Origin of the sequence: Yersinia vastinensis (assembly GCF_902726565.1) — a bacterium.
GTDB classification, from domain to species: domain Bacteria; phylum Pseudomonadota; class Gammaproteobacteria; order Enterobacterales; family Enterobacteriaceae; genus Yersinia; species Yersinia vastinensis.
In genome coordinates, this window is record NZ_CACVAF010000007.1 from 139294 (window position 1) to 154134 (window position 14841).

The following is a 14841-nucleotide window of genomic DNA, read 5'->3' on the forward strand; positions in this document are numbered from 1 at the left end:
ATGAAAAGAAGACCCTCAACACAACTCACAAAAATCATCTTGCTGGTGAGTTTTCTCATTTTATTTGGCCGCTTATTGTATGCGGGGATCGCCTCTATTTCTCACCATCAAGAACGTAGGCAATCACAAGAACTTGAGCAAACTGTGGACGGCGAGCTGCCGGGGCCTCATGAGACTGATCTTAGCCCATAGATTCATATCCATAGGTTTCAAGACACAGGATCGCCTTCGAGAAAGACTCGATAAACGAAAGTAGCCAATGCTCCTACAACTTGAAAGTTGAAGGATATATTTAGAATCAAGGACACACTATGCCAGTGCCTATCATCCCAACGCCCCTTTCTGGTGTTGTAAAAAATAAAGCTAAAAATAATGCTAAAAAACTGGCTGAAGTACGCAATCGAATTCTTTCCCTGTTATTGAATAATAAAGACTTGGTTGACAGTATTCTTGGCCGTCAGGATGACAAAAACACACTCAGTGATGAGCAACTAATTGAAAAAACAGCTGAAATAAAAAGCCTGCTTGATGACCTGCACGCAGCTGACCTTGCTGACTTACTCGAAGCATTACCCAATGACGAACGTTTGGCATTATGGCGGTTAGTCAAAAACGAGAAACGCGGCCACACACTGGTTGAAGTCTCTGAAACTGTGTGGGATACCCTGATCAAAGAGATGAGCGATAAAGACCTGTTAAAGGCAATGCGTACCTTGCATGTCGACGAACAGGCTTATCTGGCTGAATATCTGCCGCGAAACTTGATGGGTCGGTTGCTCACGTCATTGGATCCGGCCCAGCGCGCCCGCGTACGTGAAGTGATTCAGTATGCTCGCGATACCGTCGGTCAGATGATGGATTTCGAGCTGGTGACTGTGCGTGCTGACGTTACGTTGGCAACAGTGCAGCGCTATTTGCGCTATCGAAAGAATATTCCTGATGCCACAGATAAACTCTTCGTCATTGATCGCAAAAATACCCTGCTCGGTGAACTTCCCCTGACAGCGATTCTCCTCAATGCACCTGATACCAAAGTTTTTCAGGTGATGGAGAGCAATCCGACAACGTTCCAGCCGGAGCAGAAAGCGGAAGACGCCGCGGGTGCCTTTGAACGTTATGACTTAATCAGTGCCGCGGTCATTGATGCCAAAGGTAAACTGATGGGCCGCTTGACCATCGAAGAGATCGTTGACGTGGTCAATGAAGAGAGTGATACCACGTTAAGACGAATGGGGGGCTTAAGCCCAGAGGAAGATGTGTTCTCCCCCGTCGGCCGCGCGGTTCGGACTCGCTGGTCATGGCTGGCTATCAATCTCTGTACCGCCTTTGTTGCTTCAAGGGTTATCGGCTTATTTGAAGATACCATCTCACAGTTAGTTGCACTGGCAGCATTGATGCCCATTGTCGCCGGTATTGGCGGAAATACGGGGAATCAAACCATTACCATGATTGTTCGTGCTTTGGCTCTACACCATATTCAGCAAGGTAACGTCACCTTCCTAATGCTGAGAGAATTGGGTGTCGCACTGATTAATGGTTTAGTCTGGGGAGGGATTATGGGCGTTGTGACCTACTTCCTCTATAACGATCCCGCTATGGGCGGCGTAATGACGTTGGCGATGATCTTAAACTTATTAATGGCCGCCTTGATGGGCGTGATTATCCCGATGACCATGGCTCGTTTAGGTCGTGATCCGGCCATCGGCTCCAGTGTCATGATCACAGCTATCACTGATACTGGCGGCTTTTTCATCTTTCTGGGGCTCGCCACCATATTCTTAGTTTAGTGGTGATGATAATCAAATAATTAATTGAGCATTGAGTGATGTGAATATCACTTGTTCGTATTCATCTATACTAAACTGCTGAATATGACCGTATTTTAAATATGACGTATTGTTATACGAGGGTTTTTCCTATTCTCGGGCAAAATAAGGCGGTATATGGATCTCAGCGCAGCTGAAAAACCGGCACCTGATAATAATACTCTTATACACATTACTATCATCAGTATAGTGGTGTTTTTGCTCGCACTTTTTTGTATCCAACTCTCTGAGCAGTCTGAAAATTTGGCTCCACTGTGGTTCCCTACCGCAGTATTGATGGTGGCTTTATTCCACCATCCGACACGCTATTGGTCGTTGCAGTTATTGACGGCAGGGATATGTATCGTCGCTGCCAATTTTATTTTATATGGTATCAGTTGGTTCCCGTTGCCATTAACCATCATCAATCTTGCAGAGTCGGCAACTGGGGCTTGGTTGCTGCGCAAATTCCTGCAACCCAAAGATCCGCTTAATAATCTGTTTAGTTGGCTCAAGTTCTCAATTTGTACTGTGGTTATTGTCCCTCTATTGAGTGGATTGGCCGCAGCATGGTACTTGTCGCCCCAAAACGGGTATTTTATGCACGTCTTGACGGTATGGTTTATGTCAGAGGCCATCGGCATGCTGGCTTTAGGGCCAGTCGGGCTACTTTACCGCCGTGGTTACTTCAATATTGCCACTAAAACCAAAGCCCTGTTCGATATGATGTGGATGATGATATTGTCGCTAGCGGCTTGCTATATCGGATTGATTTATTTTCCTTTTCCTTTCACTTTCGTCATCATGGCGTTGATATGGGTTTCCATCCGATTACCGCGATTTGAGACATTTATCCTCTGTTTTCTGTCCACATTGCTCATTGCGCTAATGATCAATTTCAACCTATTTACACTCCCGCCCGACCCCAAAATGTCGGTTCAGGCATTTTCCTTTATTCCACTGTTGATGGTATTGATCCCGCCTCACGCAATGGCAATGGTGATGCACTCATTTCGGATGGAAAAAGAGCATATTGTTGAGAGTGAAAACCGTTTTCGTAATGCCATGGAGTACTCCGCCATTGGCATGGCGCTGGTTTCACCGGAAGGTAAATGGATGCAGGTTAATCAGGCTCTGTGTAAGTTGCTCGGCTACAATCAGGATACCTTGCTCACCCTGACCTTCCAGCAAATTACCCACCCCGATGATCTTTCCGCCGACCTGAAATTACTCGATGATTTGTATTATGGTCGCATCCCCAGCTATTCGATGGAGAAACGCTACGTCCGCAGCGATGGCGAGATTGTTTGGACATTGCTCGTGGTCAGTGTGGTACGGGATCATGAACAACAACCGCTCTATTACATCTCGCAAGTCGAAGATATTAATGATCTGAAAAAGACCGAAATTATTAATCGGCGCTTGATGGAGCGCATCACTCTGGCCAATGAGGCGGGTGGAATTGGTATCTGGGAATTGGATCTCAGAACACAAGTGATCAGTTGGGATAAGCGGATGTATGAACTCTACCATGTCCCGCTAAATACCCCAGTTACTGATGATGTCTGGAAACAATATATTCACCCTGAAGATATCGACTATGTCATCAATGAATACAGTGCCGCACTTAAACAGCGCAAGCCCTACCGCTTGGAATTTAGATTACTGCTGCCGAACGGTGAAATAGTCCACCTGCGCAATCAGGCCAATATGGTGTGCGATAAAAATGGCAATATTCTGCGCCTGATTGGCACCACGCTGGATATGACCGAAATCAGGAATCTGACAGAAGCCCTGCACGAAGAGAAAGAGCGCCTACATATTACACTCGATTCCATCGGCGAGGCCGTGGTCTGTACTGATCAGGAAATGAGAATTACCTTTATGAACCCGGTGGCCGAGAAAATGACCGGCTGGGCAAATACCATCGCGCTAGGCCAGCCCATCAACCAAATCGTCAAGCTCACTAATGGAGTCGATGGCCCGGAAATTGATAACCCGATAGAGCATTGCCTTACCCACCGCCCCTACTCTTCACTGAATGAGTCAATGGTACTGCATCACCGTGATGGGCAGTACTATGACATCCAAGAGTCGGTCGCGCCGTTAAAAACACTGGAAGGAGCCGCCGTAGGGGCCGTTTTAGTTTTCCAAGATGTTGGGGAATCTCGTGCCATGATGCGCAAACTCAGCCATAGCGCGTCACACGATAATCTGACCGGCCTGCCCAATCGTGCCAATTTTGAAAATAAATTGAAGATGGCAATCCAACAAAGCATCGACCAAAACCAGCAACACGCATTGGCCTTCCTGGATTTGGACTATTTTAAAGCCGTTAATGATACAGCAGGGCACCCGGCAGGTGACGCGCTACTCAAAGAACTCAGCCAGTTGATGCGTCAGCATTTGCGCAACAGTGATTGCGTTGCGCGCCTTGGTGGCGATGAATTTGGCTTACTGATGCTTAATTGCACCCTGCCTCACGCCAAAGCCATTACCCAAAATCTGGTCACGTTGATCAACGGCTATCATTTTTACTGGGAAGAGAAGCTGTATCGCATTGGTGCCAGTGCTGGCGTGACTCAAATTAGCAGCAACAACAGCCAGCGCAGTGAAATCATGGCGCAGGCTGATATTGCCTGTTATACCGCCAAGCACAGTGGTCGTGGGCAGGTTTATCTCTATCAGCCACGGCAAAAGCAGCTACTGGCTCGCCAGCACGAGCTGCTCAGTAGAGACGATGTTGAAAGTATTCTCAATCATGACCAACTGCGGCTACAGGTGACTCCTGCCGCCCCCCCCAAAACACCACTCTCAGTGTGTTTTTATCAAGTCAGTTACGAAGTTTATCAACCACAAAGCATGATTGTCAGTCAATCGGCATTTGAAGAAGCTGCGCTGCTGTATCACTTGCAGGGGAACGTCGACGGCTGGGTGTGCGAAAAATTGTTAGTGGGACACGCCGAGGCCATTAGTCACAAAGGGTTGGCGCTGGCAATTCCGCTATCGGAGGTGGCGTTGCTCAAAGAAGACTTCCGCCAATCACTCCTGACCTTAGTACAGAACACGGTGCTACCCGCACAAAGTTTGCACTGGATGGTTGATGAGTCCACCTTGCTGCAATATCCATTTGCAATTGGGAATTTTCTTGCCAAATTACAGCAATTAGGTTGCAAGCTAATCATTAAAGAGTTTGGTCATAATCTGAATGATTTTGAGTTATTGGCGGAACACCATATTGATTATCTCAAATTTAACAGTGAATTAATTGCCCATATCCATATCAATCAAATGGACGAAGTTCTGGTGTCCATTATCAACGGTACAGCACAACGGGCCAATATCGCCACACTAGCAGGCCCTGCAGATTTAGCCCCCACTCTCAATAAATTGATCACAATTGGGGTCGATTTAGCTGACGGCGAAACCATTGGCCGCACACAACCGTTATCCGATGTGCTGAATAATGGCTATTTCGCTATCAAGTAATCCGAGACGATTGCTCCGCTGCTCACTCTAGGGTAAAGTCGGCCCCTTTTATTTGGCCTGGGGGGCAATTATGTTCATCGGATTTGACTACGGCACAGCCAACTGCTCGGTTGCCGTGATGCGGGAAGGTGCTCCCGAATTGCTGACGCTGGAAAATAATGACGTCTATTTGCCATCCATGTTGTGCGCGCCTACCCGAGAAGCGGTAAGTGAGTGCCTGCATCGTCACTGGCAAGTGCCAACAGGCAGTGACGAAAACCAGCAACTCTTACGCCGGGCCATGGCGTTTAATCGCGAAGAAGATATTCCTGTTGCTGCCGATAGCCTGACGTTCGGTCTATCCGCGCTGGCCCAATATATCGAAGACCCCGAAGACGTTTACTTTGTTAAGTCGCCTAAATCTTTCTTGGGTGCCAATGGTTTGAAGCCTCAACAATTGGCACTATTTGAAGATTTGGTCTGCGCCATGATGTTTCATATTAAACGTCAGGCAGAAACCGTGTTGGCATCAGACATCAGCCAGACTGTTATTGGTCGTCCGGTTAACTTTCAAGGTTCCGGTGGTGAAGAAGCAAACCAGCAAGCCGAAGGGATTTTATTACGGGCCGCACAACGTGCCGGTTTTCGTGATATTGCTTTTCAGTTCGAGCCTGTCGCGGCGGGGTTGGATTTTGAGGCGACATTAACTGAAGAGAAAACCGTGCTAGTGGTGGATATCGGCGGCGGGACAACAGACTGTTCAGTGCTCTTGATGGGGCCTAAATGGCAGGGACTGGCAGACCGTCAACAAAGCCTATTAGGCCACAGCGGTTGTCGCGTTGGCGGGAACGATCTGGATATCATGTTGGCTTTTAAACAACTGATGCCACTGTTTGGCATGGGCGGCGAGACTGAAAAAGGGATTGCCCTGCCATCACTGCCTTACTGGAATGCTGTTGCCACTAACGATGTCCCGGCACAAAGCGACTTCTACAGCACCGTCAATGGCCGTTTCCTGCGTGATTTGATTCGTGATGCTGCAAATCCACATCAAGTTGAACGCTTGCTAAAAGTGTATCAGCAACGCCTGAGTTATCGCTTGGTTCGTACCGCAGAAGAGAGCAAAATTGCGTTGTCTGAACAAGAGCACGTCGCCGCTGCACTGGATTTCGTCCAGCCAGAATTGGGTCAGACAGTCAGTCAACAACAACTGGCCGAGGCTATCTCTCAGCCCTTGCAACGCATTCAAGAGCAAGTCAGTCAGGCATTGGCAACCAGCCATATCAAGCCCGATGTGATTTATCTGACCGGCGGTAGCGCACGTTCCCCATTACTGCGGGCAGCTTTGCAACAACAACTGCCGGGTATCCCATTAGTGGGGGGAAATGATTTTGGTTCCGTGACGGCAGGGTTGGCGCGCTGGGCACAGACGCTTTTTCGCTAGAAGTTGATATTGGTTCAGGTGATCCGGTTCGGATGTTGAGTATTGGATCGGGTTTCGGTTGATCTTCATTCAATGATCTCCTGTTCTCCGTCGCCTCAACTGAGTTGGGCCGCAAGGCGGCGGCCCAACTCCCGCGCCTTGTGCGAAATATTGCCCTACGGGTAAACCTACTGTGTCTTTCGGGCTTCACGAGCCAGCGCAACGGGGCATCCTTGCCCGAGTGTGCTTTTCGCCTCCATCCTTGTCGGCAATATTCCTGATTGTGCTTAAGATCAACACCCAAACCAGCGCCCTTCCCCCTCTAATCCCCTAAAATTAAAAACTTTCCCCCCACAAACCCTGACAATATTTTCATATTTCCTCCATTTTGTTCCAGCGCATTACCGCTAAACTAGTAACATATCCAAAAACTCACTTATTGCACCTCTATGTGCAGATAATCAGAACATCAAAAGGGACACTTCAACATAATGAAAGCTCAATCCAAACGCACTTCCCGGTTACTGACGTTGTTGGGAATAGTGGTGGTGATTATTGTTGCGGTGTTTGTCTGGCGTCACTTCAGTACCACACCTGAAACCCAAGCCCCGGGAGCACGACAAGCGGCTGGCAGCAGCAGCCCTGCACGCGCCGGTGGCCGCCGCAATATGCCAATGTCTCCAGTGCAAGCAGCAACAGCAACCGAGCAAGCCGTACCCCGCTACCTCACAGGTTTAGGGACTGTGATTGCCGCCAATACGGTGACAGTGACCAGCCGAGTTGATGGTCAGTTGATGGCTATCCACTTTATCGAAGGGCAACAAGTCAATGCCGGTGACTTACTGGTGGAAATTGACCCGCGCCCGTATGAAGTGCAATTAACCCAAGCTCAAGGGCAGCTCGCCAAAGATCAAGCGACGCTGGACAATGCACGACGTGACTTGGCCCGCTATCAGAAACTGGCCAAAACAGGCCTTATTTCACAACAAGATCTGGATACCCAAGCCTCATTGGTGCGCCAGAGCGAAGGAAGTGTGAAAGCGGATCAGGGGGCGATTGACAGCGCCAAGCTGCAATTGACGTATAGCCGCATTACTGCACCTATCTCCGGGAAAGTCGGGCTAAAACAAGTGGATGTGGGTAATTATATTACCAGTGGTACTGCCACGCCGATTGTCGTGATTACTCAAACACACCCGGTTGATGTGGTCTTTACCTTGCCCGAAAGTGACATCCCGGCAATCATGCAAGCACAGAAAAATGCAGAAAAAAACAAAACGACAGTGCCGGTTGAAGCTTGGGATCGCACCAATAAGCAGATGCTAGCCCAAGGCCACTTGCTCAGTATTGATAACCAAATAGATACTGCTACCGGTACCATTAAACTGAAAGCTCGCTTTGCCAATGAAGATGACGTGCTGTTCCCCAATCAGTTTGTTAATGCCCGAATCAAAGTAGATTTACTGCAAAATGCCGTGGTAGTTCCTACCGCTGCAGTACAAATGGGCAACGAAGGAAGCTTTGTCTGGGTATTAAATGACGAAAATAAAGTCAGCAAGCATCTGGTGACTACCGGGATCCAAGACAGTCAACAAGTGGTGATAAGCGCCGGGCTGGATGCTGGTCAGCGTGTGGTTACCGATGGGATTGATCGCCTGACCGAAGGTTTGCAAGTTGAGGTGGTCACTCCACGTTCCGCAGATGCCACTCAAACCGATGCGGCAGGAAAATCGAGTACCACAGAGAAAGCGGCACACACACGGGGCGGCAGAAAACCGGCAACGGATGCAGCGACTAGCGCTCAACCTGCTGCGGAGAAATCCTAATGCAAGTGATGCCTCCAACACCCGGTGGCGGGCCATCACGGCTGTTTATCTTACGCCCGGTTGCCACAACGTTATTTATGGTTGCCATTCTGCTGGCAGGAATTATCGGTTACCGTGCGTTGCCGGTATCGGCCCTGCCCGAAGTGGATTACCCGACGATTCAGGTCGTGACACTCTACCCCGGAGCTAGCCCGGATGTCGTGACATCCTCCATTACTGCGCCATTGGAACGCCAGTTTGGCCAGATGTCTGGCCTCAAACAGATGGCATCGCAAAGCTCAGGCGGTGCATCAGTCATTACCCTACAATTTCAATTAACTCTGCCACTGGATGTGGCGGAGCAAGAGGTACAGGCGGCGATTAACTCCGCCACAAATCTATTACCCAATGACCTGCCTTATCCACCAATTTACAGCAAAGTAAACCCTGCTGATCCACCGATTCTGACATTGGCGGTCACCTCCACGGCTATCCCAATGACACAAGTGGAAGACATGGTTGAAACTCGTATTGCGCAGAAGATCTCGCAAGTCACTGGGGTCGGTCTGGTCACGATTTCTGGCGGTCAGCGCCCTGCTGTTCGAGTAAAACTCAATGCGCCAGCAGTGGCTGCATTGGGGCTGGACAGTGAAACCATTCGTACCGCCATTAGCAATGCCAACGTCAATTCAGCGAAAGGGAGTCTGGATGGACCAACTCGTTCAGTAACACTGTCTGCTAATGATCAGATGAAATCCGCCGAGGATTACCGTGACCTGATTATCGCCTATCAAAATGGCGCACCAATCCGTTTGCAGGATGTCGCTACCATTGAGCAAGGTGCGGAGAATAATAAGCTGGCGGCGTGGGCCAACACCCAGCAGGCCATCGTGCTGAATATCCAGCGTCAGCCTGGGGTAAACGTCATTGAGACTGCCGACAGTATCCGCGAGATGCTGCCAGATCTTATCAAAAGTCTGCCCAAATCCGTTGATGTCAAAGTTCTGACTGACCGTACAACCACCATCCGCGCGTCTGTCAGTGATGTACAGTTTGAGTTGTTGCTGGCGATAGCACTGGTGGTCATGGTTATCTATCTGTTTCTGCGCAATGCCGCCGCTACGATTATCCCCAGTATTGCCGTACCGCTGTCATTAATTGGCACGTTCGCTGCCATGTATTTTCTGGGGTTTTCGGTCAACAACTTGACGCTCATGGCTCTGACCATCGCCACCGGTTTTGTGGTCGACGATGCTATTGTGGTGATTGAAAATATCTCCCGCTATATCGAGAAAGGCGAAAAGCCACTGGATGCAGCACTAAAAGGGGCCGGTGAGATTGGTTTTACCATTATTTCACTGACCTTCTCATTGATTGCAGTATTGATTCCGCTGCTGTTTATGGGCGATATCGTGGGTCGTTTGTTCCGCGAATTTGCCGTCACACTGGCGATAGCCATTCTGATTTCAGCCGTTGTCTCTTTGACGTTAACACCGATGATGTGCGCACGAATGCTGAGTTATGAGTCATTGCGTAAACAAAATCGCCTGTCCCGCGCTAGTGAAAAATTCTTTGATTGGGTCATCGCCCACTATGCCGTGGCGCTAAAAAAAGTCCTTAACCATCAATGGATCACCTTGAGCGTGGCACTCAGTACGCTGGTGCTGACGGTGCTCCTTTACTTGCTGATCCCCAAAGGCTTTTTCCCATTACAGGACAACGGATTAATTCAAGGTGTACTGGAAGCGCCGCAGTCTGTTTCGTTCAGCAATATGGCAGAGCGTCAGCAGCAAGTGGCCGCGATTATTCTAAAAGATCCGGCGGTTGAAAGCCTGACCTCATTTGTCGGGGTTGATGGGACCAACGCCACACTCAACAATGGTCGGTTGCAAATTAACCTTAAACCCCTCAAAAGCCGTGATGACCGCATTCCAGAGGTCATCACCCGCTTACAAGAGAGTGTCGCTGGCGTACCGGGCGTTAAACTTTATTTACAACCAGTGCAAGATTTGACCATTGATACCCAACTGAGCAGAACGCAATATCAGTTCACGCTACAGGCCACATCGCTGGAAGAGTTGAGTACTTGGGTGCCTAAATTGGTCAATGAGTTACAGCAGCAAGCACCTTTCCAAGAAGTCACTAGTGATTGGCAGGATCAAGGGTTAGTGGCGTTTGTGAATGTCGATCGCGACAGTGCCAGCCGTTTGGGGATCACTATGGCCGCCATCGACAGCGCGCTGTATAACGCGTTTGGTCAACGCTTGATTTCTACCATTTATACCCAAGCCAATCAGTATCGGGTGGTGCTGGAGCATGATGTGCAAGCCACGCCGGGTCTGGCTGCATTCAATGATATCCGCCTCACTGGTAGTGATGGCAAAGGGGTGCCACTGAGCAGTATTGCGACCATTGAAGAACGCTTCGGGCCACTATCTATCAACCATTTGAATCAGTTCCCGTCAGCCACTATCTCGTTTAATGTGGCGCAGGGATATTCTCTGGGTGAGGCTGTTGAAGCAGTGACGCAAGCTGAAAAAGCTATCCAGTTACCCGCAGATATTATGACTCGCTTCCAAGGCTCCACGCTGGCGTTTCAGGCAGCGTTGGGCGGAACATTGTGGCTAATTATCGCCGCTATTGTGGCAATGTATATCGTGCTCGGCGTGCTGTATGAGAGCTTCATTCATCCGGTCACTATTTTGTCGACTCTGCCGACGGCAGGTGTCGGGGCATTGTTGGCGCTGATGCTCACCGGCAATGAACTGGACGTGATTGCCATCATTGGGATTATTTTGCTGATCGGTATCGTGAAGAAGAATGCCATCATGATGATCGACTTTGCGCTGGCTGCCGAGCGAGATCAGGGCATGTCTGCCTATGATGCTATTTATCAAGCCTGTTTGCTGCGTTTCCGCCCAATTCTGATGACCACATTAGCCGCCCTGTTTGGTGCCTTGCCCTTGATGCTCAGTACCGGTGCTGGGGCTGAACTCCGCCAACCGCTGGGGGTGTGTATGGTCGGCGGGTTGATAGTCAGCCAGGTACTGACTTTGTTTACCACGCCGGTCATTTATCTGCTGTTCGATAGGATGGCGCGCAACACCCATGGTAAAGGTGGCCTACATAATGAGGACATTGATTTATCCTGCCCGCAATCTGAGTTACCTCATGGACGGGATCCACAGTGAAATTCTTTGCCCTATTCATCCAGCGCCCGGTAGCGACCATTTTGCTCACACTGGCCATCACCCTCAGCGGGATTATCGGTTTTAGTTTGTTGCCGGTATCGCCGCTGCCGCAGGTGGATTATCCGGTGATAATGGTGAGTGCCTCGATGCCCGGCGCAGACCCAGAAACCATGGCGTCCTCCATTGCCACGCCGCTGGAACGTGCATTGGGAAGAATTGCTGGGGTCAATGAAATGACCTCGACCAGTTCACTGGGCAGCACGCGGATCATTTTACAATTTGACCTTAATCGCGATATTAACGGCGCTGCGCGTGATGTGCAGGCGGCACTGAATGCTGCCCAAAGTTTGCTGCCATCAGGGATGCCAAACCGCCCGACTTATCGCAAGATGAACCCCTCTGATGCGCCAATCATGATAATGACGCTGACCTCAGATACTTTCACTCAAGGGCAATTGTATGACTTTGCCTCCACCAAACTGGCGCAAAAAATCGCCCAGACCGAGGGGGTCAGTGATGTTAGCGTCGGCGGGAGTTCTTTACCTGCGGTGCGTGTTGAACTCAATCCCAGTGCGCTGTTCAATCAAGGGGTATCTCTGGATGCCGTCCGTCAGGCAATCAGTTCCGCCAACGTTCGTCGTCCGCAAGGCTCCATCGACGACAACCAACAGCATTGGCAAGTTCAAGCCAATGATGAGATCAAAACAGCCGAGGGCTACCGCCCACTGGTGATTAACTACAACAATGGCGCGGCGGTTCGGTTGCAGGATGTCGCGAATGTTGTCGACTCGGTACAAGATGTGCGCAATGCCGGGATGTCGGATGGAAAGCCCGCTGTACTGTTAGTGATCAGTCGTGAGCCGGGAGCGAACATCATTGCGACCGTCGATCGTATTCGGGCAGAACTTCCTGCGTTGCGAGCCTCGATCCCCGCCTCGATTCAATTGAGCATCGCCCAAGATCGATCCCCAACAATTCGAGCATCGCTAGATGAAGTAGAGCAATCACTGGTGATCGCCGTAGCATTGGTGATTCTGGTCGTGTTCCTGTTCCTAAGATCAGGCCGAGCCACACTGATCCCTGCTGTCGCCGTGCCGGTTTCACTCATTGGGACGTTCACCGCCATGTATCTGTGCGGTTTTAGTCTCAATAACCTATCGCTAATGGCGCTGACCATTGCCACGGGTTTCGTCGTCGACGATGCCATCGTGGTACTGGAAAATATTTCTCGCCATCTGGAGGCGGGGGTTAAACCGATGGTTGCCGCACTAAAGGGGGTACGTGAAGTCGGTTTTACCGTGCTCTCCATGAGTATTTCACTCGTGGCGGTCTTTATTCCGCTGCTCTTGATGGAAGGGTTGCCGGGCCGCTTATTCCGCGAATTTGCCGTCACACTCTCGGTGGCCATTGGCATTTCACTGGTGATTTCCCTAACGCTCACCCCCATGATGTGCGCCCACTTGCTACGCGCCCAGCCCGCGGGCCAGCAGCAGCGTATTCGCGGTTTTGGTAAGGTGCTGCTGAGTATTCAGCAAGGTTATGGTCGCTCCCTCAATTGGGTGTTGGGTCATACACGCTGGGTAATGGTTGTGCTGCTCTCTACTATTGCTCTGAATGTCTGGCTGTACATCAGTATTCCGAAAACCTTTTTCCCCGAGCAAGATACCGGCCGCATGATGGGTTTTATCCAAGCTGACCAAAGTATCTCTTTCCAAGCAATGCAGCAAAAACTGAAAGATTTTATGAAGATTGTCAGTGATGATCCGGCAGTCGACAATGTCACCGGTTTTACGGGAGGGTCTCGCACCAATAGCGGCTCGATGTTTATTTCCCTTAAACCATTGAGTGAACGTCATGAAAGCGCACAGCAGATTATCACCCGCTTACGTGGCAAATTGTCGAAAGAACCGGGGGCAAGCCTCTTTCTGGCACCGGTACAAGATATTCGGGTCGGTGGCCGTCAAGCTAATGCCAGCTATCAATTTACGTTACTGGCAGACGATCTAGCCGCATTACGGGAATGGGAGCCGAAAGTTCGGGCGGCATTGGCCAAATTACCCGAACTGGCAGATGTTAACTCCGATCAGCAAGATAAAGGCTCGGAAGTGGCACTGACTTATGATCGAGAAACTATGGCACGGCTGGGCATTGATGTTTCCGACGCCAATGCCCTACTCAATAACGCCTTTGGTCAGCGGCAAATCTCCACCATTTATCAGCCGTTAAACCAATATAAGGTGGTGATGGAAGTCGCTCCGCAATACACACAGGATGTCAGTTCACTGGACAAAATGTTTGTAATTAATAACAGCGGCCAATCAATTCCGCTGTCCTATTTTGCCAAATGGCGGCCTGCCAACGCCCCATTGTCGGTAAACCATCAAGGTTTATCCGCCTCTTCGACCATCTCATTTAACTTACCTGAAGGTGGCAGCCTGTCTGAAGCGACTGCGGCTGTCGAGCGGGCGATGACCGAACTGGGTGTTCCAGCCAGTGTTCGTGGCACCTTTAGCGGGACTGCGCAGGTATTCCAAGAAACCTTGAGATCTCAGTTATGGCTGATTATGGCAGCGATCGCCACGGTGTATATCGTGCTGGGGATTTTGTATGAGAGCTACGTTCACCCGCTGACGATTCTCTCAACATTGCCCTCTGCAGGAGTCGGGGCGTTGCTGGCGCTGGAGCTGTTCAATGCGCCGTTTAGCTTAATCGCACTTATCGGCATTATGTTATTGATTGGTATTGTGAAAAAGAACGCCATCATGATGGTGGACTTTGCCCTTGATGCGCAACGCAATGGCAATCTCAGCGCCCGCGAGGCTATTTTCCAGGCCAGTTTATTGCGTTTCAGACCGATTATGATGACCACGTTAGCCGCCTTGTTTGGCGCGTTACCATTGGTATTAGGCAGTGGCGATGGCGCGGAATTACGCCAACCGCTTGGGATAACGATTGTCGGTGGGCTGGTCATGAGCCAATTACTGACCTTGTACACCACGCCAGTGGTCTATCTCTATTTTGACCGACTCCGCAGCCGCTTTAGTCAGAAGCCGTTAATGAGGTTGGAATAATGAATAGGCTATACCCAATAGATTTCAACGTGCAGGAAGGTGGCCAAAGAGTGCAGCCAATGCATCGGCGGGTTGAAA

Annotated in this window: 7 protein-coding genes; all 7 read left to right on the forward strand. The window is 49.9% G+C overall.

Annotated features, from left to right (window positions below; genetic code table 11):
* The 7 genes from HUZ92_RS12485 (at position 1) to mdtC (ending at position 14763) form a co-directional block, all read left to right on the forward strand.
* Positions 1-192, forward strand: coding sequence for a YfgG family protein (locus HUZ92_RS12485; protein ID WP_050101410.1), 192 nt, complete (start codon positions 1-3; stop codon positions 190-192).
* Between the two features lie 119 nt (positions 193-311).
* Complete coding sequence (gene mgtE, locus HUZ92_RS12490; RefSeq protein WP_050101409.1) at positions 312-1787, forward strand: magnesium transporter; 1476 nt, start codon at positions 312-314, stop codon at positions 1785-1787.
* 156 nt (positions 1788-1943) lie between these two features.
* Positions 1944-5294 (forward strand): diguanylate cyclase, encoded by a 3351-nt coding sequence (locus tag HUZ92_RS12495; RefSeq protein ID WP_145579810.1) that lies wholly within the window; start codon positions 1944-1946, stop codon positions 5292-5294.
* A 70-nt stretch (positions 5295-5364) separates the two neighbouring features.
* Positions 5365-6717: a molecular chaperone gene (gene yegD, locus HUZ92_RS12500; RefSeq protein ID WP_145579811.1), complete on the forward strand. Its 1353-nt coding sequence runs from the start codon at positions 5365-5367 to the stop codon at positions 6715-6717.
* Between the two features lie 470 nt (positions 6718-7187).
* Positions 7188-8522, forward strand: a complete 1335-nt coding sequence (locus HUZ92_RS12505; RefSeq protein WP_145579812.1) for an MdtA/MuxA family multidrug efflux RND transporter periplasmic adaptor subunit — start codon at positions 7188-7190, stop codon at positions 8520-8522.
* Complete coding sequence (locus HUZ92_RS12510) at positions 8522-11692, forward strand: MdtB/MuxB family multidrug efflux RND transporter permease subunit (protein WP_050101405.1); 3171 nt, start codon at positions 8522-8524, stop codon at positions 11690-11692. The genes HUZ92_RS12505 and HUZ92_RS12510 overlap by 1 nt, the downstream gene beginning before the upstream one ends.
* Positions 11689-14763, forward strand: coding sequence for a multidrug efflux RND transporter permease subunit MdtC (gene mdtC / locus HUZ92_RS12515; protein WP_050101404.1), 3075 nt, complete (start codon positions 11689-11691; stop codon positions 14761-14763). The genes HUZ92_RS12510 and mdtC overlap by 4 nt, the downstream gene beginning before the upstream one ends.
* Positions 14764-14841 lie beyond the last annotated feature (78 nt).